This window comes from Prosthecobacter sp. (genome assembly GCF_020439865.1).
GTDB lineage: Bacteria > Verrucomicrobiota > Verrucomicrobiia > Verrucomicrobiales > Verrucomicrobiaceae > Prosthecobacter.
In genome coordinates, this window is sequence record NZ_JAGRPF010000080.1 from 22,151 (window position 1) to 44,978 (window position 22,828).

Consider the following 22,828-nt stretch of genomic DNA (forward strand, 5'->3'; position numbering starts at 1 on the left):
GCAAAGTTCATCATCAACCATCGTTCTAATCAGCCCATGAAGACCATCCTTTCCCTTGCCCTGCTCGCCACCACCGCGTTCGCCGCCGATTATCCGCGCGTCATTTTCTCCGACGACTTTTCCGCCGACGGTTTCGGCAAGGCCTGGGGCCACTACAAAAGCTCCAGCGTCGTTAAAGACGGCGTGCTCGTCGGCATCACCGCGCCGACTTCCGATCACAGCGCCGTGGACAACATTCGCATCGAAGGTGAACGCGACCTCGAAGTCTCCGTGAAGTTTCGTTTCGTCAGCGACAAGGCGAAGAGCTTCAACGTCTGGTTCGACGACAAGAACTACAAAGGCTCCCACGCCGGCCACATCTGCCAGGCGACCATCAGCCCCACGAGCGTGAACCTCGCCGATGCCAAGACCGGTGGTTTCGACCTCACGGGCGGCCTCTACGACCGCAAGAAGGCCAACCAGCTCACCGACGACGAAAAGAAAATGCTCGCCTCCAAAGCATCGCGCATCCCCGTGAAGCTCAAGCTGGAGGGCTGGCACACGCTCGTCGTGCAGACTGAAGGCGATGAACTCCGCGTCAGCATCGACGGGAAAAAGATCGGCAGCTTCAAGTCCCCCGGCATCAATCACGACACGAAGTCCCTCATCAGCCTCACCACGAACGCCGTGGACGTCGAATACGACGACTTTAGCATCAAGGGCGTGGCGAAGTGACCGGAAGAGGATGAGTTTCACATGGGAGTCGCGTATTCTGCCACTCTCATGCGATCTTTGATTCTAGCGTTCATCTATTTCACGACTCTGCTCTCCGCCGAGGTCATCGAGACCGATCTGCTCATCGTTGGCGGTGACGAATCCGGCTGCGCCGCTGCTGTGCAGGCCGCTCGACTCGGCGTGAAGCGCATCGTGCTCGTCAATGACATCGACTGGCTTGGCGGTCAGTTTTGCACGCAGGGCATCGGGCCGATGGACGAATGGACGCTCGTGAATGGCAAGCGCATCGAGTTTCCGGCCACGGGTGCCTTCGCCGAGATTTTGGAACGCATCCACACGCACAATCGTCAGACCTACGGCCTCGCGAAACCCGGCAACAGCTGGTGTGGCAGCAACACGATCGAGCCAAAAGCGGCGGCCAAGATTTTCGAGGACTGGCTGGCTCCGTATGCGGCGCAGATCACGATTTTGAAGGGCTGGGAGCCGATGAAGGTGCTGGTGGAAAACGGGTGTGTCGTTGGCGCGGAGTTTCGTCAGACCAATGCGACAACTCTGACCGTGAAGGCCAAACTTACCGCCGACTCCACCGACTGGGGCGACGTCATCCGGCTCAGCGGCGCGGCTTACATGGCCGGGCCGGATTTGAAGAGCCGTTTCGATGAACCGAGCGCGCCCGAGTCGCTCGATCCCGACGGCGAGCAGGAGATGAATCCGATTTCATGGTGCCCGCTGCTGCGCGAGACCGGCAAAGACAGCACGATTCCAAAGCCCGCACGCTACGATGCGCATTCCTTCACCGACTGGCAGAAAGCGCCGCCGTGGGGGGACTGGGACGGGAGCGGCGGCATCTAGAACATGGCCGGCTGGTGCTTTTACACGCATCGGCGCATGGTGGACCGCTATCACAACAACCTCGCACTAGGAACGGAGGCCGTGATCCTGAACTGGCCCGCTCACGACTATCCGTTGAGCACGCTGCCGCAGCATGTTGTGGAAGCGTTGGAAAAAGACGAACCCGGCGCATCGAAGAAGAACATCGTCGCCATGACGTCTGCGCAGCGCCGCATCGTCTTCGCCGACGCAAAGCAGCGGGCGCTGGAGTTTGTTTATTGGCTGCAAACAGCCGTGCATGATCGCGTGGGCGACTTTCCGCAGTCGTTTCGCTACATGAAGCTCGCCGACGATTACGGCACCGCGGATCATCTGCCGCCGAAGCCCTACATCCGCGAAGGTTTGCGACTCGACGCGCTCTACATCCTGCGCGAGCAGGACGTGCGCACCGAGGTCGAAAAGCCGCTGTGGGCTCGGTCGATGCCCTTCGACGGCGTGTTTGGCTACCAGTTCAACATGGACTTCCATCCCACGCGCCGAAAGTTTCGCGACAATGATCCCGCGCAGCCGTGGCAGCCGAAGTTTTTCGGCACGCGCAACTGGAACGCGCACAGCGACCGCACGATGTTCCCGCTGCGCGGACTCGTGCCGGTGAAGATGGATGGTCTGCTCGGCTGCTCGAAGAACATCGGCGTCACAAGCATGGTGCAGTCATCTCTGCGACTGCATGGCCAGATGATGCACGTCGGCACCGCCGTGGGCACCGTGGCCGCGCTCGCGCTCAAAGACGGTCTTCAGCCGCGCGACATCGCCACCTCGCCGAAACGTGTCCGAGAGGTGCAGCGCACGCTGTTGCACGATGGCACGCTCATCTGGCCCTGGCACGATGTGAAACCCGACGACGCGCATTTTGAAGCCGCCAATCTCCTCACCATCGCCGGCATCTGGCGCGCCGATCCTGACGACGTCTTCTTCAAGCCCGATCAAGTTGTCACGCGCCGCGAACTCGCCGGTGCGCTCGTCCGGTTGATCCGCTCCACATCGCAGAGCAAGGACTGGCCCGAACTCCCCGAACAAGCGCGCTTTACCGATGTTCCCGCCGACGCAACCGATCGCGCGTTCATCGAAACCATGATCGCCTGGGGCAGCTTTGGGCCGCAGGAAACGACCTTCCACCCCGACCAGCCCTTGACCTGGGCCACGCTCAACCGCTGGCTCGCCGCGCTCAAGCTGCCGACGTTCAAAACGCTCGCTCATCCCAAGGTCGCCAGCTATCCGCTCACCCGTGGCGAATGCGCCGACTATCTCTACCGTGTTCTTCAACAACTCGGTGAAGCTTTGCCGGATCGCTACGACATCGACCCGGATGACGCGATGCCCTTCGACGAAGACAACAACAAGGTGCCAGACCGGCTGGAACCGCCACGGTGAAGTCGCAATTCATACACTCTTTGTCGTGGTGAAAGTGGGCGGGAGTTCGTTATGCTCAACGCATGACGTCCAACCATGATACCCGTCACAGCCGTCGCACCTTCATTCAGGGGGCCGCCATCGCATCTGCGGCGACCATGTCCGCGCCGGTCATCAGCGCCGAACCGAAATCGACCCACCAGACGTCGCGCACGATCGAAACCGACGTGCTTGTTTGTGGAGGCGGTTGTGCCGGCAGCGCGGCGGCGTTGGCGGCAGCACGTGCCGGGGCGAAGACCTTGCTTGTCGAGAAAGCGCCGTTTGCAGGCGGCATCATCACGAGTGTCGGCCTGCCTTACTTCGACGGCATCGCGCACATCACCACAAAGCGCATCGTTGTGCGCGGCATCGCGCTGGAGCTGCTGTCAAAATCGGGCGTGTGCGCACCGGATGCGCAGACGGTCGCCAAGCACAACCCGACGATCCCGAACACCTTCGAGTTCAAGCTGCTGCTCGACCGCTCGTTTCAGGAGCAGAAGGACAACCTCACCGTGCTGTTCAACAGCTTCATCTGTGACTCGCACAGCAGCGGCGACCGCATCGAGAGCGTGACCATCGCCAACAAGGACGGCCTGGTGATCGTGAAACCGAAAGTCGTCATCGACTGCTCCGGTGATGCCGATGTGGCTGCCTGGGCAGGTGCTCCGTTTGAGCAAAATGCCGAGGTGCAGCCGCTCACGCTGCATTTCCGCATCGGCCATGTGCAGCGAGTGCCAGACATCAGCAAGCTCTGTCGTGAGGCTCTCGTCAAAGCGCAGGAGCGCGGCGAACTGCCGCAGTTTTACGGCCCCGGCGTGATGTTCATGTATGCGAATGACGAGATCTACATCCACGGCGTGCGTGTCCCGGCGAATCCCACCGACGCCGCCGACCTCTCCCGCGCCGAGATGCAGGGACGCGCCGATGCGCATGCGATGTTCCGCGCCTGGAAGCGCGATGTGCCTGCCTTCAATGACTCCTTTTTCGTGGAGGCCTATCCGTGGATCGGCGTGCGCGAGTCGCGCCGCATCCTCGGCCAGTATGTTTTGAACGAGGACGATCTCATGAAGGCGCGCCGCTTTGACGACGCCATCGCCACCGGCTGCTGGTATCTCGATCTGCATCCGAACAAGACCGTCATCGGCAGCGCGAACGATTTTGATCCCAAGAAGGTCCAGCCCGAGCCCTACGACATCCCGTATCGTTCGCTCGTGCCGCAAAAGATCAGCAACCTACTCGTCGCCGGCCGCTGCCACAGCGCCACGCGCGGCGCGCACGCCTCCACCCGCGTCACCGTCACCGCCATGGCGATGGGCGAAGCCGCCGGCGTCGCCGCCGCGATGAGCTTGAAAGAGAAGACCTCCGTCGCCATGCTCAACGGCCAGCGCGTGCGCGAAACCCTCGCCGCACAAAATGCCGGCCCCTTCACTGACTCCTGATTTATGACCCGCCTCGAAAACAAAGTCATCCTCATCACCGGCAGCGTCACCGGCATCGGCAAGGCCATCGCGAAACGTTGCGTGGCCGAGAGCGCAAAAGTACTCGTCCACGGCCTCGAAGCAGACCTCGGCGAGCAAACGGTCGCCGAGCTCGGCGCGGACAAGGCCGTGCTTGTGCTCAAAGACCTCGGCGATGAAGATGCGCCGCACATGCTCGTCGAAATGGCTATTTCCGCATTCGGCAAGCTCGACGCCGTGGTGAACAACGCCGCGCAGGTCGGCCTCGGCAACATCCATGACACGGACGCCAAATGGTTCCGCCGCATGCTGGAGATCAACTGCGTGGTGCCTTATCTGCTCACGCAGGCCGCGCTTCCCCACCTGCGGAAAACTCATGGCAGCGTGATCAACATCGGAAGCGTGAACGCGTGGAGTGGCGAGCCCAATTTGATGCCCTACTCCGTCTCCAAAGGCGCGCTCATGACCCTCACGCGCAATCTGGGCGACACGCTCATGCGCGAGGACGGTGTGCGTGTGAATCAAATCAACCCCGGCTGGGTGCTCACCGAGAACGAGGCCAAACGCAAACGCGAGCACGGCCTCAAAGACGACTGGTATGCCGACCTGCCGAAGGTCTACGCCCCCGCCGGCCGCATCCTCTGGCCCGAGGAGATCGCCGCCTGCGCTGCCTGGCTCCTCGCCGACGAGTGCGGCCCCATCAGCGGCCAGGTGTTCGACTTGGAGCAGCATCCGTTCATCGGCCGCAATCCGCCGAAGGACGCCAGCACGATTCCAACGAAGTAAGTCATGTCGCGTCTCACCCATACAACCAGACCACTCCTGCTGGCGCTATGGGCCTCGACTGCCGCCCTGTCCGCTGCGCCGCCGAACATCGTCTTCATACTCGCCGACGATCTGGGCTACGGCGACCTCGGTTGCTATGGCTGCGAAGACATCCGTACGCCGAACCTGGACAAGCTCGCGACTGAGGGCGTTCGCTTCACGGATTTCTATGCCAATGGCAGCGTCTGCACGCCGACACGCGCGGCGTTCATGACAGGACGCTACCAGCAACGCATCGGTTTGGAAGACGCCGTCACCTATCAGGAGATGGGACGCGGACTGCCGGAAAAAGGCGAGACAATCGCCGACGCGTTGCGCAGTGCCGGCTATGCGACGGCGATCATCGGCAAATGGCATCTCGGCTACGACCTCGAACGCCGTCCCACCCAGCAGGGCTTCGATCATTTCTTCGGCTTCCTCGGCGGCAATCATCATTACTTCCAGCACATGGATCGTGTCGGCGTGCCGGATCTGTGGGAGGGCAACAATGCGATCCAACGCGAGGGCTACACCACCGACCTGCTCACCGCGGATGCGATCTCGTTTTTGGACAAACAGGATCGTCAGAAGCGGCCGTTCTTCCTGTATCTCGCCCACGCCGCACCTCACTTTCCCTGGCAGGGGCCGAATGACGTGAACAAGATCGTTGAACCGAAGAAGCCGTCCTGGCAGCAGGGCGATCGCGAGACGTACGCTGCGATGGTGGAGCGACTGGACCAGGGCGTCGGCGAAGTGCTCGCCAAGCTCGATGCACTTGGCCTGCGCGATCAGACGCTGGTGGTCTTCTCCTCCGACAACGGCGGTCATACGCATTCGCACAACCTGCCAATGCGCGATTTCAAAGGCACGATCTGGGAGGGCGGCGTGCGCGTGCCCTGCATCGCCCGCTGGCCCGGCGTGCTGCCTGCCGGCACCACGACATCGCAGGTGGCGATCACGATGGACTGGACGGCCACTTTCCGTCGCCTTGCAGGTTTGAGTGCTGATCCGGCGGGCGAGGACGGCATCGATCTCATGCCGGTTCTCACAGGCAAAGAGCCCGCCCGCGACCGCACGCTGTTCTGGCGACGCACCAACCGGCGCGAAAAGGGCGTGCAGGAAGGCCGCGCCGTCCGCCAGGGCCGCTGGAAGCTCGTCGAACTGGCTGGCGGGCAACGCGATCTCTTCGATCTCGTGGACGATGTCGGAGAAACCAAAAATCTCATTCAGCAAAAGCCCGAACTCGCCGAGCAACTGCGGAGAGAGCTCGACGCTTGGGAAAAAGATATCGCCGCTTCCGCTCACTGACTTCCAAGAAACACATTCGACTTCACCTAACCAACCACCATGCCCAAACTCGCCGCCTTCCCGAAAGCCTTCATGCAGGCCCTCTGCAAAGAAGGAACCATGACCGTCTCCGAATGGATTCAGCTCGCCTCGAAGCTCGATGTGCAGGGCCTTGAGTGGTACGCGGGCTTCCTCGAAATGGCCGACGAGTCGAACTGGCCGCGCTTTCGCACGGAGGTCGAGGACACCGGCAAGGTGATCCCGATGATGTGCTGCTCACCCGACTTCACGCATCCTGACGCCGCCTTCCGAGAAAAGGAGATCGCGAAGCAGAAACGCTGGATCGACATGACGCACACGCTCGGCGGATCGTATTGCCGCGTGCTCAGCGGCCAGCGCCGGCCTGAGCTGAGCATCGACGAGGGCGTGAAGCTCGCTGCTGACTCGATCTACGCCTGCCTGCCCTACGCGCAGGAGCGTGGCATCACGCTGATCATCGAGAACCACTACAAGGACGACTTCTGGGAGTATCCCGAGTTCGCGCAGAAGATGGACGTCTTCTGCAAGCTCGTCGATGCGATCAATCATCCGAACTTCGGCGTGAACTACGACCCGAGTAACACCTACCTCGCGGGTGAGGATCCGATTGAGCTGCTCAAACGCGTCTCGCACCGCGTCGTCACCATGCATGCAAGCGACCGCTATCTAATCGAAGGCACCATCGAAGACCTGCGCAAAGAAGAAGGTGGTGCACTCGGCTACGCCAAGCGTCTCCGCCACGGTGAGATCGGCAAGGGCATGAACGACTACGACGCCATCTTCAGCGAACTGAAGAGCAAGGGCTTCGACAGTTGGATCAGCATCGAGGACGGCGTGGACGGCATGGACCAGCTTCACCGCAGCGTGGAGTTCTTGAAGAAGAAGATCGCGCAGCACTGGCCGTGATTGATCACCCCTCCGTCACTCCACCACTCCAACAACCCAGTCCATGAAGCCGCTCATTCTTCTCGTCGCATTCCTTGCCGCCGCCGTTTTCGCCGAAGTGCCCAAGGATTTCCAGCCGCCCGCCGGCATCAAAATGGAGAAGGACATCGCCTACATCGAGGGCGGTGATGAGGCGCAGAAGCTCGACATCTACCTGCCGGAGACACCATCGGACAAACCGCTGCCGCTCATTGTGCACATCCATGGCGGTGGCTGGCGCGCGGGCAGCAAGTTCCCCTGCCCGGTCATGGGCATGGTGTTCAAAGGCTACGCGGTGGCGAGTGTCGAGTATCGCTTCAGCCAGAAGGCGATCTTCCCCGCGCAGATTCAGGACTGCCAGGCCGCGATCCGCTGGCTGCGTGCGCATGCAAAGCACTACAACTTCGACACCGAGCACGTGGGCGTCATCGGTGGTTCCGCAGGCGGACATCTCTCCGCACTCGTCGGCACTTCGGGTGGAAAGAAGGCCTTCGCGCCGATCGGCGGCAATGAGGATCAATCCGACCGCGTGCAGGCCGTGTGCGACATCTTTGGTCCGGCGGACTTCAGCACGGTCGTGCAACAGGCGACCGAGGACAAAAACGTGAAGAACATCTTCGCCTTCAACACGCCCGGCGATCCGTATTCAGGCCTCATCGGCACGAAGCTCGATGACAAACCCAAAGCCGATGCCGTTAGCCCGGTGCATTACGTGAGCAAGGACACCCCGCCCTTTCTCATCCTGCATGGCACCTACGACGCGCTGGTGCCTCTCGCACAGAGCGAGGAGATGGCTGCCGCATTGAAGGACAAGGGCGTTGAAGTCTGGCTGCAAAAACTGCCCGGTTCCGGTCACGGCGGCCCGGCCTTCACCAAACCGCAAGTTCTGCAGCTCACGCAGAACTTCTTCGACAAGCATCTCAAGGGTGCAGACGTGAAAATCGAGCTCGTGCCTGAGGCAGAGTTGGCGGTGGAGCCGCCGAAGCCAGCGGTGAAGTAGCTCAAAAGCAATGGCCGTCGCTTCCAGGGCTGAAGACAGCGGCAGTTGAGCATCAAGCCTTTCCTCGTTCATTGCCTAATGCTCTTCTCCAACCGCGTCCGTTATCGTGTGGTCGGCTTCATGCTGGCTCTTGGGGCCGTCACTTATCTTGACCGCGCGTGCATCGCCACGCTGTCGCCGGACATCAGGCGCGACCTCGGGCTCGACAAGGAGCAGATGAGCTGGATCTACAGCGCCTTCGCCATTGCCTACGCGGCGTTTGAGATTCCGACGGCGTGGTGGGCCGACCGCATGGGCACGCGCCGGGTGCTCACGCGCATTGTGTCGTGGTGGTCGGCGTTCACGATGGCCACCGCCGCCGCGTGGAGTTTCGGGTCGATGCTGGTCATCCGCTTTCTGTTTGGTGCCGGTGAGGCCGGCGCGTGGCCGAATATGGCACGAACCTTCTCGCGCTGGATTCCGAAATCCGAACGCGGCACCATTCAGGGCATCTTCTTTGCCGTCGCGCATGCCACGGGAGGTCTGACGCCGCTGATCGCGCTCGCGGTGGCGGGCCTGTGCGGCTGGCGCTGGACGTTCGTGATCTTTGGCATCCCCGGCATCGTGTGGGCCATCGCCTGGCATCGCTGGTTCCGGGATGATCCCGAGCAGCATCCTGCGGTGAGTCCGGCGGAGTTGGAAAAGATCGTCGCAGGCCGTGATCCAAGCACGGGACAGCACGAAGGCTGGGCCTACTGGCGGCAATTGCTCAGGCATCGCAACACGCTGTTCCTCTGCCTCATGTATTTTCCCAACAGCTTCGGCTTCTACTTCTGCATCACCTGGCTGCCGGACTATCTCCGGGAGCAGCACGGTTTCGATTCCATGCGGCTCGGCATCTTCACCGGCCTGCCGTTGATCCTGAGCATCGCGGCCGACTTGCTCGGCGGACTGGCCACAGATACCGTCACCCGGCGCTTTGGCTTGCGCATCGGTCGTGCCGGCGTTGGCGCCGCCTCGTATCTTGTCGCCGGCATCGCCATGTTTCTCGCCACGACCACCTCGCATCCCGAACTCGCGGCATGGTGCATCGCAGCCGCGGTGGCGGCGAGCATGTTCACCCTCGGCTCCTCATGGGGCGCGGTCATCGACGTCGGCGGCAGTCACACCGGCGTCGTGGGCGCCGCGATGAACACCGCCGGCCAGATCGGCAGCATCGTGTGTCCGCTGATCGTCGTGTGGCTGCAAAAGCACTACGACTGGAATGCACCGCTGCATCTCATCAGCGCTCTGTTTCTGGTGGGAGCGGTTTCCTGGTGCTTCATCAATCCGCGCCGGAAGATCTTCGAATAGGCATTCGCAAACAGTAAACATTATTTCTCATGAACTCGGTTTGTCGGCGAATCTCAGTTTGTAGTCATGCGAATCTAGATAAGCACGCTGGAAAGTAACATGTTTTAAGCTGGGCATCTCTGCCAGCCTCTCGACCGCAGCATACGTTTTCTCCTTCGGATGGTCATAGCAGCCAACAATGACTCGTTTGAGGCATTTGGGGTCAATGCTTAGATCAAGAGGCTCTTCCGAATTCAAGCGGTCGTTTGCTGGAATCCTGATTCGCACTTCTTCCTCGTAACTCCACTCAAGCGCCTTCGTCGTTAAGACCTGAAGAAGCGTTTCCTCAAATGAAGCCATATCTGGATGAAGTGCTGGAATACTCGGCGGGCTGCTGCGATAACGAACTTCATAAGCCTCAGTGGCAAGATCGACTCCTTCGATCATCTCTGCTGTTTCAAACTCCATCACTATTCCACGGTGCTGTTCGGCATAGTGTGACCACATCAAGATGGAATCTTCCCGGTGAGAACAACAAAGTATCCGAAAGCCTTTCGCTATTTTCCCCACTAAGTCCCACTTCAAATCGAAGGCCTTCTTGGTCCATCCTTCGGGTGTTTGAAACTTTTGAAATCGTCGAGGCAGTTCGCACGCGTGGTATTCTTTGGAGCTTTCTTCTCTGCTGAGTCCTTTCTTGCTGCCAACTTTGATGAAGTAATCTTCAACCATGTGGTCTGCCAATAATCGATCCAATACCAGTTCTTCGGGAGGCTGCTCAATTCGGGGCGTCATCTCAAATGGGTCATTAAATTTCAACGGACTCGCAAAACGCATGGTTTTGTTCGTCAGCGTGGCCAGGGCCCCAATGGCGTCGAAATAACGAAAAAGCCTCATGGTGAGCAAAGAAGGAATGTTGATGGGATGGGCAAGCCACAAAACGCCTACTTTACCTTTACCGCCCCAGATCTGAGCATATCGCTACGCCGTCATCATGATCAAAACCTGAGCTGTCTTCCTTGGGACACGGAAGTGTCGCATTCCTCATAAGATTTGTCGTCGAATCCGTGGTGGAGCTGCGTTCTCCTTCGGCATGATCCGCGTTTCAACCATCCTCCTCACGCTCTCCCTTCTCACCACCGCCGTCTTTGCTGAAGACTGGGGCTCGTATCAGATCGTCTCCGTCAGCGCACCGGAGTTTGTGCTGGAAGCCGTGGGCGGCACGAAGGATGGCGATGTCGTTTCGATTCAAAAGCCCAACGGCGCGGCGAACCAGAAGTGGATCATCCAGCCCAAAGGCGACGGCTGGTTCTGGCTGATGCCGGCCTCGCAGCCGGGACTCACGCTGACCGTGGCCAATGGCGAAAAGAAGATCGGCTCGAAGATCACCATCGAAAAGGACAACAAGTCGGATGCGCAGCTTTGGTCGCTGATGAAGCAGGACAACGGCAGCTATGCCCTGGAACCCAAGCATGCGCCGGGGATGGGACTCGATCACCTCGGTGGCAAAAAGGAGGCAGGTGCGAAGATCGATCTTTGGAAACACAACCCGAACGACCAGCATTTGCAGTGGTTCATCCGTCCGCTCGCGGGCAGCGGCATCGCGGAGGCGAAGGAGGCGGAAGCACCGGCTTACACGCCGCCGGAGATCAAACCCGAGGACATCAAGCCGGGCCGGATCGAGGTTTTTCAGTTCACGCAGAGCAAGATTTTCCCGGGCACCGTGCGCGAAGTGACCGTTTTCATTCCCGCACAGTATGACGCGAGCAAGTCGGCCTGTGTTTATGTGAAGACCGACGGATTCCGACCGCAGGAGAAGGAGCTGCTGGAGACGATGATCGCCACGAAGGAGATTCCCGTGACGGTGGGCGTGTTTGTGAGGCCCGGCGAGGTTCCCGCGCCGATGAAGGGCACCGCAGGCCGCCGCAATCGTGACTTCGAATACGACGCGGTGAACGACAACAACGCGCGCTTCTTTGACGAGGAGGTGCTGCCGTTCGTCGCGAAGCAGTATCAGCTCAATCTCAGCACTGACGGCAACGACCGCTGCATCGCGGGTGGCAGCAGCGGCGGCATCACGGCGTTCGCGGCGGCGTGGAACCGGCCCGAGGCGTTCAGCCGCGTGTATTGCGTGAGCGGCAGTTTCGTCGCCTTCCGCGGCGGGCACGAGTTTCCCACGATGGTGAGGAAGTTCGAGGCGCGCCCCATCCGCTCCTTCCTCACCACCGGCACGCACGACATGGAGAACGTCGCGGGAGACTGGTTCCTCGTCGATCAGGAGATGGACAAGGCGCTCGTCTTCTCCGGCTACGACTACCGCTTCCGCATCATCGAAGGCCGCCACGGCGCGGGCTACATGGAGAACTGGCGCGAAGCCATGGCCTATCTTTGGAAAGACTGGCCCGAGCGCGTGAAGGCGGGCACAAGCGCTCCGCGCGCGCAGGAGATCATTCTCCCCGGCGAGGACTGGCAGCTTGTTGCCGAAGGTTTCAAAAGCACGCGCGGCCCTTCGACGAACGCGAACGGCGAGGTCTTCTTCGCCGACACCACGGAGAACAAAATTCACCGCATCGACCTCGACGACTCGGTGAAGGAGTTTGCCGCCGACACCGGCAACGCCCACTGCGTCAGCGTCGGCGCCGATGGCAAGGTTTACACCGTCTCAGAAAAGTCAGGGAAGGTCATGAGCTACGGCGTCGATGGAAAAGGCAGCGTCGTGCTCGAAGGCCAGACGGGGCACAGCATTCTTGCGCATCCGAATGGCAGCCTCTATGTCACCGACAACGACGACAAGAAGCCGAACAACGGCGGCAGCGTGTGGCTTATCAAGGATGGCAAAAAGACACAGGTGGACAAAGGCATCAAATTCGCCACCGGCATGGCCTTCCGCCCCGACCAGTGGCTGCTCTCCGTCGCCGAAGGCCACTCAAAGTGGGCCTACAGCTATCAGGTCGCTGACGACGGATCACTCATCAACAAAGAGCGCTTCTTCCACCTGCATGTGGCCGACTGGGAAGATGACGCAGGCGCGGAATGCATCTGCTACTCGCTCGAAGGCCGTCAATTCCTCGCCACGAAGAGCGGCATCCAGATCAGCGCCGACGACGGCCCCACCCAGTTCATCCTCACCGTTCCCGATCGCAGCCGCGTCACCGGCGTCGCCATCGGCGGCAAGGACAAAGACACGCTCTACGCTTTCTGCGGCAACAAGATCTGGAAGCGGAAGATCCAGCAGCACGCCCTCGGCGCATGGAGTCCGTGGACGAAGGTGGTGCCGAACAAGCTGTGACCGGCATGCTGTACGCTCCTCACGCGATCACGCATATATAATTAAGGAAGGGTGGACGACACAACCAACGTTCCATGGCTCCGCCCATGAAGCCATTCCTCGTTCTTCTCTCTGCGTTTGTCATCGGACACACGTCGTTCGCGGCCTCACAGCGTCCGAACATCCTGTTCATTCTCGCCGATGACATGGGTTGGGCGGATCTCGGCTGCTACGGCGCAGATCTGCACGAGACACCGCGCATCGACGCCTTTGCGAAGGAATCGGTTCGCTTCACGAATGCGTATGCGATGTCGGTCTGCTCGCCCACGCGCTCGACCCTGATGACCGGCAAGCATGCCGCGCGCCTGCACTTCACCATCTGGGCCGAAGGCGCCCAGCAGGGCGGCGCGAAGAACCGCAAGCTGCGCGAGGCACCGTCGATCTGGAACCTGCCGCACACGGAAACAACCATCGCGAAACACCTGCAGGATGCGGGTTACCTCACCGCGCTGGTGGGGAAGTGGCATCTCGGCGACTGGGAGCATTACCCCGAAGCACACGGTTTTGACATCAACATTGGCGGCACCAACTGGGGTGCTCCGCAGACGTTCTGGTGGCCCTACAGCGGCACAGGGAGGTTTGGACCGGAGTTTCGCTACGTCCCGCATCTTGAGTTTGGCAAACCCGGCGAATACCTTACCGACAGGCTCACCAACGAGGCGATGAAGGTGATCGACCACGCGGGAGACCAGCCGTTTTTCATCTATCTGGCGCATCACTCTGTTCACACGCCCATCGAGGCCAAGGAAGACGACGTCACCCGCTTTGACGCGAAGCTGAGCCCCGAAATGCATCATCAGCATGGTGTTTATGCGGCGATGACGAAGAACCTCGATGACAACGTGGGCCGCATTCTCGATCATCTCAAGAGCCGTGGCCTCGACAAAAACACGCTCGTCGTTTTTGCCAGCGACAACGGAGGTTACGTCGGATCTGACAAGGCCAGCGGACGCAACATGCCCGTGACCAACAACGCACCGCTGCGTTCCGGCAAGGGATCGCTTTACGAAGGCGGCATCCGTGTGCCGCTCATGATCCGCTGGCCGGGCGTGTCGCAGGCAGGTGCAACATGCGACGAACCCGTGGTGACCATGGACATCTTCAACACGCTGCTGGCATCCGCCGGCCTGCCGCAGCCTGCTGATGTGACGGATGGCGTGGATCTCACGTCGTTGTTGAAATCGCCGACATCAAAGCTGCAACGTGATGCCCTGTTCTTCTATTACCCGCATTACTACCACACGACTACGCCAGTGAGCGCCGTGCGAGCGCGCGACTGGAAGCTGCTGGAGTTCTTCGAGGACGACCATGTCGAGCTCTACAACCTGAAGGACGACCTCGGTGAGGAACATGAGATTTCCAAAGACCATCCCGAGAAAGTGAAGGAGTTGCGCGACCAACTGCACGGCTGGCGTGAATCCGTCGGCGCGGCGCTGCCATCAGTGAATCCTGATTTCAAACCCGGTCCAGCCAAGGGAAAGGCGAAGCGCTGAACGCTATCTCCAAACTTCAACCACCACGCAAACCATGAATTTTATCCGACCTCTCGTTTTCATCACCTTCGCGCTGTCTTTGACAGCGAACTCCGTGTCCGCCGCTGAAAAGCCCAATGTCATCGTCATCATGACAGATGATCAGGGTGCGGACGATGCCGGATGCTATGGGGCAAAGGATATCGAGACGCCAAACATCGACGCCATCGCGGCGAGCGGGGTGCGTTTCACGCAATTCTACTCAGGCGCACCGGTTTGTTCGCCATCGCGCGCGGCCTTGCTCACGGGCCGCTATCCGCTGCGTGCGGGGCTCGTCGGAAACGCAGGTTCGCAGCACGGTGGCAAAGGCGTGCCTACGGAGCAGGTGACGATGGCGGAGATGTTTAAGGCCTCGGGCTATTCGACGGCACAGATCGGCAAGTGGCATCTCGGCTACCGCGATGGCGAAACGCCCAACGCGCAGGGTTTCGACCATGCTTTCGGTCACATGGGCGGCTGCATCGACAACTTCTCGCACTTCTTCTACTGGCAGGGGCCGAACGTGCATGACCTCTGGCGGAATGGTACCGAGGTCTTTCATCCGGGTCGCTACTTCGCCGACCTGATGGTCGAGGAGGCGTCTCGTTTCATCGAGCAAAACCGCAAGCAGCCGTTCTTCATCTACTTCGCGCTGAACATGCCGCACTACCCCTATCAAGGTGATGTGAAGTGGCTCGAACGCTACAAGGATCTGCCGTATCCGCGCAACCTCTATTCCGCCTTCCTCTCCTCCTGTGACGAACGCATCGGTGCATTGATGAAAAAGCTCGATGACCTCGATCTGCGAAAGAACACCATCGTGGTGCTGCAGTCCGACAACGGCCACTCCACCGAGGAACGCGCGCACTTCGGTGGCGGCAGCGCGGGACCGTATCGCGGTGCGAAATTCAGCCTCTTCGAAGGCGGCATGCACCTGCCCGGACTGATTTCGTGGCCCGGTCATCTGCCCGAGGGCGTCGTGCGCGAGCAGATGGTGCACAGCTGCGACTGGTTGCCAACGCTTGGCAAACTGTGTGACGTGAAGCTTCTCAATGAGGACATCGACGGCAAGGACATCACATCGGTCATCGAGTCCGCCGACGCACCTTCACCCCACAGTGAACTGCATTGGCTCGTGGGCGGAGGCAAACGGCCGCAATGGGCCGTACGTCAGGGCCAGTGGAAGCTCATTGGCAACGTTCAGGACACGTCCGGCGGCGAACTCAGCGATGAGGACAAAAAATTCTTCCTCTCCGACCTCGCCACCGACATCTCGGAGAAAACCAATCACGCGAAGGAGCATCCTGAGATCGTCGCGAAGCTGCTGAAACTGCATGAGGACTGGGTCGCTTCCTACACGGCCCCAGAGTCCACCGCTGCACCCGTGCAGGACAGCAAAGGCAACGAGAAGTAAGGCCTGAAGCCCAGCCTGTTCTTCTCCCAGCATGTTGCGGTTGCGAAATTCAGCGGCAAGGCGCAACGATGGGTCAACCATGAAGCACCTCCTGTCTCCCTGCCTTGCCCTGATTGCCCTTTCGCTGTCCGCCCAGGAGCCGGAGCGCATCCGCGATGTAATCTACACGAAGCACGACGGCGTCGCGCTGACGATGGACATCTTCAAGCCGGAGAAGCCGAACGGAGCGGGCATCGTCAAAATCGTGAGCGGCGGCTGGAAGTCGAACCACAAAGGGATTAACGACGGTGGATGGCCCAAGGCGGGCTACACGACGTTTGTGGTCGTGCATGGCACGCAGCCGCGGTTTCAGGTGGAGGAGATCGTGGCCGATCTGAATCGTGCCGTGCGCTTTGTCCGCGCCAATGCCGCCGCGTATGGCGTCGATCCTCAGAAGCTCGGGGTCACCGGCAGCAGCGCGGGCGGTCATCTCAGCCTCATGCTCGCGACCCGTGGCGGACCAGGTGATCCAAAGGCCAATGATCCGATTGATCGCGAAAGCAGCGCGGTAAATGCCGTCGCGTGCTTCTATCCGCCCACAGACTATCTGAACTGGTTCGAACCCGGCGACAACGCCGTGGGAATCGGCAAGCTCGAAGCCTACGCGGCTGCGTTTGGCCCGAAGGCGGCGACACCTGAAGGACGCGAGGCACTCGGGCGCGAACTGTCTTCGATCTACTGGGTGCACAAAGAACAGCCACCGATTTTCATCGTGCATGGCGATGCCGATCCGCAGGTCTCGCTCACGCAATCGCAGCGCTTTCTGAAACGTTGTCATGAAGTCGGTGTCGTGTGCGAACTGGTCATCCGCGAAGGCGCGGGCCACGGAGGATGGCAGGAGATGGCCCAGGACACCGAGCGCATGGTCGAGTGGTTTGATCTGCAACTGCTCGGCAAGCAACCTGCCAAACCGTTCACGTTCGATGTCTCGTCACTGCCGAGCACGCCGGTGAAGAAAAAGTAAGCCTGCGCAAGCCAAGCAGGCCGCAGCGTATGTCTGCGGATGCTTTTTCGTCTTTCCTTGCTCTCGATCACCACACTGGCCGGCGCGGCGGAGCTGTCGTTCAATCGCGACATCCGCCCGATCCTCAGTGACAACTGCTTTTACTGCCACGGCCCGGACAAAAACAATCGCAAGGGCGACCTGCGGCTCGATGTGCGCGAGGAACTGATCAAGCTGGGGCCGCAGACCCTGATCGAACGCATCACCACCACCGATGCCGATGATCTGATGCCGCCGGCGGAGTCGCACAAGAAGCTCTCGGCGAAGCAAAAGGACACATTGAAGCAGTGGATCGCCGAAGGGGCGAAGTATCAGCCGCATTGGGCTTTCGTGCCGCCGGTGAAACCGAAGTCGGGAAACTCGATTGACGATTTTGTCCGGGCGGAGTTGAAGAACCATGACCTTCAGCCTGCGCCGCGGGCTTCGCGGGAAACTTTGATGAGGAGGCTGGCTTTGGATCTCACCGGACTCCCGCCGAAGCCATCCGACGAGGCTGACCTGAATGATTTCATCGACCAGTTGCTGCAATCACCGCACTACGGCGAACACATGGCGGTCGGTTGGCTGGATGCGGCGCGTTTTGCGGACACGAACGGCTACCAGGTGGATCGTGATCGCGAGCTGTGGCCTTGGCGGGACTGGGTGATCAAGGCGTTCAATGCGAACATGCCATTCGACCAGTTCACCATCGAGCAGATCGCGGGCGATTTGCTGCCGGGGGCCACGCTGGAGCAAAAGATCGCCACGGGGTTTCATCGCAATCACATGCTCAATGAGGAGGGCGGCATCATCGCGGAGGAGTTTCTGGCCGAATACACGGCCGACCGCGTGGAGACGACTGCCGCCGTGTGGCTGGGCCAGACCTTCAACTGCGCCCGCTGTCACGATCACAAGTTCGATCCCTTCACGCAGCACGACTTTTACGCGATGAAGGCCTTCTTCCACAATGTGCCAGAACGCGGCGTGGGGATTTACAGCAATCCGGTGCGCACCAATGCGCCGCCTTTCGTGAAACTGCCTGCGCCGGAGTTGGAAGCGAAAATTGCCGCGCTGAATGCGAAGCTCAAACCGGTCGAAGATCAGCTCAAAGGCCTCGCGGCAGGTGATATCGAGCCTTGGGCGAAAAAGCTCGCGACGAAGAAGATCGACTGGCGGCCGCTGGAGCCGCAAAAAGCCACCGGCGGCGACAATCCGCCTCAAATCGCCGACAAGGCCGTTTTGGTCGGCCCGCAGGAAACGCGGGCCAATAACATCGTGATCAACGCGAAGCTGCCAGCGGGCAAAATCACCGCGCTGCGTCTCGAATGCTCCACCACGGCTCCTTCGGCCAGTTTTCAATGGAGCGAGCTCAAAGTTGGCAAAACGAAGCTGCACGCCATCGACGCCACGCATGCCAACGTGCTCGACAACGACCGCAAAACCAAGTCCGTGCTCTCGGTGGGACCCGACAAGCCGGTGCAGGCGCTGTTTGAGCTCGAAAAGCCTCTCGAAGCTGCCGAGGTGGCGATCTCGATCGGTGTCGAGAATGCCGGCGGGCCTTCGCAGTGGCGTTTGTTTGTCACCACGAATGCGACGGAGCTGATCGCGCCCGCGAGCATCGTGACGATCTCGCAAAAAGAGGCCTCCAAACGCACCGCGGCGGAGCGCAAGCAACTCGCGAGCTTTCGCATGGCGCAGATGCCTGAGCATCGTCGTCTGAGTGAAGAGAAGGCTGCTTTGAAGAAGCAGATTGCCGCGGCGGAGGCTGAGATTCCGACCACGCTGGTTATGGAGGAGCAGAAGGAGATGCGTCCCACGTTCATCCTGATGCGTGGGGCTTATGACAAGCCGGGTGAGAAGGTCGTGGCCGCCACGCCGGCGGTTTTGCCTGCGCTCGCTGCCGATTTGCCACGCAATCGCCTCGGTCTCGCCAAGTGGCTCGTGAGCCGCGAGAATCCGCTCACGGCCCGTGTGATCGTGAACCGCTTCTGGCAGCATTTCTTTGGCACCGGCCTTGTTCGCACGAGCGAGGATTTTGGCTCTCAAGGCGAGCCGCCGAGCCATCCAGAGCTGCTCGACTGGCTCGCGGTGACGTTTCAAGAAAGCCGCTGGGATGTGAAGAAGCTTGTGAAGCTGATCGTGACGAGCGAGACGTATCAGCAGAGTTCGCGTCATTCGTCGGATCAGTCCGATCTGTCGAATCAATGGCTCTCACGCGGACCGCGGCATCGTTTGAGTGCGGAGGTGATTCGTGATCAAGCTTTGGCTGCGAGCGGGCTGCTGGTGGAGAAGACCGGAGGTCCGAGTGTGAAGCCGTATCACCCGCCGGGGCTTTATGAACAGGTCGTGGCGCAGCGCGACAATCCCAAGGCGACCTACCAGCAAGGGAGCGGCGATGATTTGCACCGTCGCAGTCTTTACACCTACTGGAAGCGCAGCGTGCCGCATCCCGGCATGCTGCTCTTTGACGCGCCTTTCCGCGAGACCTGTGCGCTCCGTCGCTCACGCTCGAACACGCCGCTGCAGGCGCTCAATTTGATGAACGACCCGACCTATGTCGAAGCGGCTCGGTTTCTGGCGCAACGCATGATCAAGGAAGGCGGCACGAGCATCGAGTCACGCCTCGCGCATGGTTTTCGACTGCTTCTCGGACGAAAACCGAGCAAACAAGAACTCCAAGTCCTTGCCGCTGCGGTGGAGCGATCTATCAAAGACTTCACGAAAGACGCAGAGGCCGCCAAACAGCTCCTCAGTTTCGGAGAGGCCAAGACGGACGACAAACTGAGCGCTGCTGAACTCGCTGCCTACACGACGGTCGCCAGCACGCTGATCAACCTCGACGAAACCATCACCAAGGAGTGACCTCATGAGCACCGAATCCTCCCTCGCCCCTTTTTCGCGTCGCAACTGGCTCAAGAGCCTCGCGCTGGCATCGCTCGCGAATCCAAAACTCTTCGCGTCGCCTGCTGCACACTTTGCGCCGAAGGCGAAGCGCATCATCTGGCTCACGCAGGCGGGTGCGCCGTCGCAGCTCGATCTGTTTGATTACAAGCCGGGGCTCGCGTCGCAGTTCGACAAGGATTTGCCGAACTCCGTGCGTGGCGAGCAGCGGCTCACGGGCATGACGGCGGGGCAGAAGCGCTTCCCCATCGCGCCGTCGGTGTTCAAGTTTGCGCAGCATGGCCAAAGCGGCATGTGGCTGAGCGAGTTGCTGCCGCACACCTCGAAGTTCGCCGATGAGATCTGCCTCATTCGCTCGCTGCACACGGAGGCGATCAACCACGATCCGGCGATGACGCTGCTGCAAACCGGGCATCAAATCGGTGGTCGGCCCGCGTTTGGCGCGTGGGTGTCGTATGGTCTCGGCTCGGACAACGCGGACCTGCCCGCGTTTGTGGCGCTCATCTCTCGTCCCAGCGGCCCCACGAACGCGCAACCGCTGCACGAGCGCATGTGGGGCAGCGGTTTCCTGCCTTCGAAGTATCAAGGTGTGCGCATGAGCTCCGGCAAGGACCCCGTGCTCTTCCTTTCCAATCCGCCCGGTATCACCACCGAGCGACGCCGTGCCATGCTCGACGATGTCGCCGCACTGAACCGCCTCAAGCTCGCCGATTACCACGATCCCGAGACGCAGGCCCGCATCGATCAATACGAGATGGCCTTCCGCATGCAGTCTGCCGTGCCCGACCTCGCCGATCTCTCCAAAGAGCCCGCCGACATCTACGAGCGCTACGGTCCTGAATCGAAGAAGCCGGGAACGTATGCCGCGAACTGCATCCTCGCCCGCCGGCTCGCCGAGCGTGGCGTGCGCTTCATCCAGCTCTACCATCGCGGCTGGGATCAGCACAACAACCTGCCCAGCGGCATCAAGAGCCAATGCCACGACACCGACCAGCCCACCGCGGCGCTTTTGGCCGAGCTGAAAGAGCGTGGCATGCTCGATGACACGCTCGTCATCTGGGGCGGCGAGTTTGGCCGCACGGTCTATTCGCAGGGCGTGCTCACCCGCGACAATCACGGCCGCGATCACCACCCGCGCTGCTACAGCGTCTGGATGGCCGGAGCCGGTGTCAAAGGCGGCCACGTCCACGGCGAGACCGATGACTTCAGCTACAACATCGTCAAAGACCCCGTGCACATCCACGACCTCAACGCCACCGCGCTCCATCTCCTCGGCCTCGACCACACCCGCCTCACCTACCGTTTCCAGGGCCGCGATTATCGCCTCACGGACATTCATGGAGAGGTCGTGAAGGGCGTGCTTGCATGATGAAGCAGCTGACGCATTTCGCCTACTCTTTGTCGTGGAGTTGGAGCGGCCCGGGCTGTTATGATCGAGGCATGAAGTCCCTGCTCGCGCTTTTCATTTTCGCCGCCACCACGTTCGCCGACGACTCGGCCAGGCTCATCGCGTTGTTCGCCAAAGAGGGTGTCGTGACCATTCCGGCCGGGGATTATCACCTGGATGGCACAACGCCGATTCCGCTGCGGTCCAACACGACCGTCATGGCGCATGGCGCGCGGTTCATCCTGCCGGACACACTGCCGGAGAAGGCTCGTGTGGTGCTCTTTTCAGGCGAAAACATCGCACACTTCGCGTGGTATGGTGGGGAGTTCGTCGGCCATGTATTTAATCCGGCGCAGAAGGAAAACTCATGGGAACCGAACGCAAACACGAAGGGCATCGAGATTACGACGACGATCGAAGGCGGCACGCATGACATTTTGTTTCGCGATGTGAAGTCGAACGGCATGGCCGCGGCGGTGATCGGTGTGCACGGCCAGTACGGCAAGAAGAGCGAGGCCGATGTCGAGTTCTACGCCGAGCGTGTTGCGGTGGAAAGCTGCACGCTGCTGCGCAGCGGGAAGTTCATGTGGGACTACGGCTACCTGTGGCAGATCATGACGTTTCCGGAGGCGTATGAACCATGGGAGGTGGAACGTGCGAAGAAGTATTTCCGGACCGACCTCATGCGCGAGGTCACGATGCGAAGCGGCGATGACCGCGTGAAGCTCGACAACACCGTCCGCCCCATCGCCGTGAGCCAGACAGACGACCCGAAGGAGGCGCTGACCTTCATGGGAGCGGGTATGCCAAAAAACATCGTGCGCGGCCTGCAATACTTCGTCATCGAAGCCACGCCGGAGTTCATCAAGATCGCCGACAAGCCCGGTGGCGAGCCGATTCAGTTCGAGAACGATGGCAGCGGCCAACTCGCCTTCAACATCAGCGGCACTTACCTCGGCGCGTATTCGCCGACAGGCGCCGGACCGGGCAAGGGGGCGTTCGACATCGTCGGTGCGCGCGATGTGCGTGTCACCGGCTGCCAGTTGAACGCCATCGGCGATACGATGCACATCCAGCGCTGCAAGAACATCATCTTTGCAAACAACCACATCCTCGGCAGCCGCATGGGCGCGTTCTTCCTCGCCGAGTTCTGCCAGAACGCCACGATCACCGGCAATCTCGTCGATGGCACCAACGGATCGCGTGTGGTGAGCGTGGAAAAGAGCTGCACGGATGTGACGATGACCGGCAACACCTTCCGCAACGGCGGGCGCGGCGCGTGGATCAACCAGCCAGTCAATTTCGTGATGACCGGTAACGTCTTCGTCAACAACACCACCAAAAACGAACCCGACATGCGCCGCGGCCGCATCGCGTATCGCACCGCCAAGCCCAGCACGTTCCCCGAGCTTTACTTCACCATCTACGAGCCGGACGCGACCTACGGTCCGAT

General features: G+C 60.5%; 17 protein-coding genes. 16 read left to right on the forward strand and 1 reads right to left on the reverse strand.

Annotated elements, in window-relative coordinates; all coding sequences use genetic code 11:
- Positions 1-36: 36 nt before the first annotated feature.
- The 9 genes from KDL09_RS09255 (at position 37) to KDL09_RS09295 (ending at position 9,837) form a co-directional block, all read left to right on the forward strand.
- Positions 37-714 (forward strand): family 16 glycoside hydrolase, encoded by a 678-nt coding sequence (locus KDL09_RS09255; protein WP_294384147.1) that lies wholly within the window; start codon positions 37-39, stop codon positions 712-714.
- A gap of 48 nt (positions 715-762) precedes the next feature.
- Entirely contained in the window at positions 763-1,566 is an 804-nt protein-coding gene (locus KDL09_RS09260; protein WP_294384148.1) for an FAD-dependent oxidoreductase, read from the forward strand.
- Positions 1,567-1,569: 3 nt separating this feature from the next.
- Entirely contained in the window at positions 1,570-2,976 is a 1,407-nt protein-coding gene (locus KDL09_RS09265) for an FAD-dependent oxidoreductase (RefSeq protein ID WP_294384150.1), read from the forward strand.
- Between the two features lie 62 nt (positions 2,977-3,038).
- Complete coding sequence (locus tag KDL09_RS09270; RefSeq protein ID WP_294384152.1) at positions 3,039-4,433, forward strand: FAD-dependent oxidoreductase; 1,395 nt, start codon at positions 3,039-3,041, stop codon at positions 4,431-4,433.
- A 3-nt stretch (positions 4,434-4,436) separates the two neighbouring features.
- Complete coding sequence (locus KDL09_RS09275; protein WP_294384154.1) at positions 4,437-5,237, forward strand: SDR family oxidoreductase; 801 nt, start codon at positions 4,437-4,439, stop codon at positions 5,235-5,237.
- Positions 5,238-5,240: 3 nt separating this feature from the next.
- On the forward strand, positions 5,241-6,563 hold the full coding sequence (locus KDL09_RS09280; RefSeq protein ID WP_294384156.1) for a sulfatase: 1,323 nt from the start codon (positions 5,241-5,243) through the stop codon (positions 6,561-6,563).
- Positions 6,564-6,602: 39 nt separating this feature from the next.
- Positions 6,603-7,487 (forward strand): sugar phosphate isomerase/epimerase family protein, encoded by an 885-nt coding sequence (locus KDL09_RS09285; RefSeq protein ID WP_294384158.1) that lies wholly within the window; start codon positions 6,603-6,605, stop codon positions 7,485-7,487.
- A gap of 43 nt (positions 7,488-7,530) precedes the next feature.
- The gene (locus KDL09_RS09290) at positions 7,531-8,505 is read left to right on the forward strand and encodes an alpha/beta hydrolase (protein ID WP_294384159.1); all 975 of its coding nucleotides are present in this window, start codon (positions 7,531-7,533) and stop codon (positions 8,503-8,505) included.
- 78 nt (positions 8,506-8,583) lie between these two features.
- Positions 8,584-9,837: an MFS transporter gene (locus KDL09_RS09295; protein ID WP_294384161.1), complete on the forward strand. Its 1,254-nt coding sequence runs from the start codon at positions 8,584-8,586 to the stop codon at positions 9,835-9,837.
- Positions 9,838-9,864: 27 nt separating this feature from the next.
- Here the strand turns inward: KDL09_RS09295 and KDL09_RS09300 are convergent, their stop codons facing one another.
- The gene (locus KDL09_RS09300) at positions 9,865-10,710 is read right to left on the reverse strand and encodes a DUF2971 domain-containing protein (protein ID WP_294384164.1); all 846 of its coding nucleotides are present in this window, start codon (positions 10,708-10,710) and stop codon (positions 9,865-9,867) included.
- A gap of 196 nt (positions 10,711-10,906) precedes the next feature.
- Here KDL09_RS09300 and KDL09_RS09305 point away from each other — a divergent pair, with 196 nt between their 5' ends.
- The 7 genes from KDL09_RS09305 to KDL09_RS09335 form a co-directional block, all read left to right on the forward strand.
- Entirely contained in the window at positions 10,907-13,102 is a 2,196-nt protein-coding gene (locus KDL09_RS09305; RefSeq protein ID WP_294384167.1) for an RICIN domain-containing protein, read from the forward strand.
- Positions 13,103-13,188: 86 nt separating this feature from the next.
- Positions 13,189-14,634 carry a sulfatase gene (locus KDL09_RS09310; protein WP_294384169.1) on the forward strand — a complete coding sequence of 482 codons (1,446 nt, stop codon included), beginning with the start codon at positions 13,189-13,191 and terminating at the stop codon, positions 14,632-14,634.
- Positions 14,635-14,668: 34 nt separating this feature from the next.
- Positions 14,669-16,066: a sulfatase-like hydrolase/transferase gene (locus tag KDL09_RS09315; RefSeq protein ID WP_294384173.1), complete on the forward strand. Its 1,398-nt coding sequence runs from the start codon at positions 14,669-14,671 to the stop codon at positions 16,064-16,066.
- 79 nt (positions 16,067-16,145) lie between these two features.
- The gene (locus tag KDL09_RS09320; RefSeq protein ID WP_294384175.1) at positions 16,146-17,069 is read left to right on the forward strand and encodes an alpha/beta hydrolase; all 924 of its coding nucleotides are present in this window, start codon (positions 16,146-16,148) and stop codon (positions 17,067-17,069) included.
- Between the two features lie 39 nt (positions 17,070-17,108).
- Entirely contained in the window at positions 17,109-19,949 is a 2,841-nt protein-coding gene (locus KDL09_RS09325) for a PSD1 and planctomycete cytochrome C domain-containing protein (protein ID WP_294384176.1), read from the forward strand.
- Between the two features lie 4 nt (positions 19,950-19,953).
- Positions 19,954-21,357: a DUF1501 domain-containing protein gene (locus tag KDL09_RS09330; RefSeq protein WP_294384177.1), complete on the forward strand. Its 1,404-nt coding sequence runs from the start codon at positions 19,954-19,956 to the stop codon at positions 21,355-21,357.
- A gap of 71 nt (positions 21,358-21,428) precedes the next feature.
- A partial coding sequence (locus tag KDL09_RS09335; protein ID WP_294384178.1) for a right-handed parallel beta-helix repeat-containing protein occupies positions 21,429-22,828 on the forward strand: 1,400 nt, incomplete at its 3' end.

Bases quoted from the DNA above. Each gene is read 5' to 3' on its own strand.
- KDL09_RS09255 (WP_294384147.1), top strand. From the start codon at position 37: ATGAAGACCATCCTTTCCCTTGCCCTGCTCGCCACCACCGCGTTCGCC.
- KDL09_RS09260 (WP_294384148.1), top strand. From the start codon at position 763: ATGCGATCTTTGATTCTAGCGTTCATCTATTTCACGACTCTGCTCTCC.
- KDL09_RS09265 (WP_294384150.1), top strand. From the start codon at position 1,570: ATGGCCGGCTGGTGCTTTTACACGCATCGGCGCATGGTGGACCGCTAT.
- KDL09_RS09270 (WP_294384152.1), top strand. From the start codon at position 3,039: ATGACGTCCAACCATGATACCCGTCACAGCCGTCGCACCTTCATTCAG.
- KDL09_RS09275 (WP_294384154.1), top strand. From the start codon at position 4,437: ATGACCCGCCTCGAAAACAAAGTCATCCTCATCACCGGCAGCGTCACC.
- KDL09_RS09280 (WP_294384156.1), top strand. From the start codon at position 5,241: ATGTCGCGTCTCACCCATACAACCAGACCACTCCTGCTGGCGCTATGG.
- KDL09_RS09285 (WP_294384158.1), top strand. From the start codon at position 6,603: ATGCCCAAACTCGCCGCCTTCCCGAAAGCCTTCATGCAGGCCCTCTGC.
- KDL09_RS09290 (WP_294384159.1), top strand. From the start codon at position 7,531: ATGAAGCCGCTCATTCTTCTCGTCGCATTCCTTGCCGCCGCCGTTTTC.
- KDL09_RS09295 (WP_294384161.1), top strand. From the start codon at position 8,584: ATGCTCTTCTCCAACCGCGTCCGTTATCGTGTGGTCGGCTTCATGCTG.
- KDL09_RS09300 (WP_294384164.1), bottom strand. From the start codon at position 10,710: ATGAGGCTTTTTCGTTATTTCGACGCCATTGGGGCCCTGGCCACGCTG.
- KDL09_RS09305 (WP_294384167.1), top strand. From the start codon at position 10,907: ATGATCCGCGTTTCAACCATCCTCCTCACGCTCTCCCTTCTCACCACC.
- KDL09_RS09310 (WP_294384169.1), top strand. From the start codon at position 13,189: ATGAAGCCATTCCTCGTTCTTCTCTCTGCGTTTGTCATCGGACACACG.
- KDL09_RS09315 (WP_294384173.1), top strand. From the start codon at position 14,669: ATGAATTTTATCCGACCTCTCGTTTTCATCACCTTCGCGCTGTCTTTG.
- KDL09_RS09320 (WP_294384175.1), top strand. From the start codon at position 16,146: ATGAAGCACCTCCTGTCTCCCTGCCTTGCCCTGATTGCCCTTTCGCTG.
- KDL09_RS09325 (WP_294384176.1), top strand. From the start codon at position 17,109: ATGCTTTTTCGTCTTTCCTTGCTCTCGATCACCACACTGGCCGGCGCG.
- KDL09_RS09330 (WP_294384177.1), top strand. From the start codon at position 19,954: ATGAGCACCGAATCCTCCCTCGCCCCTTTTTCGCGTCGCAACTGGCTC.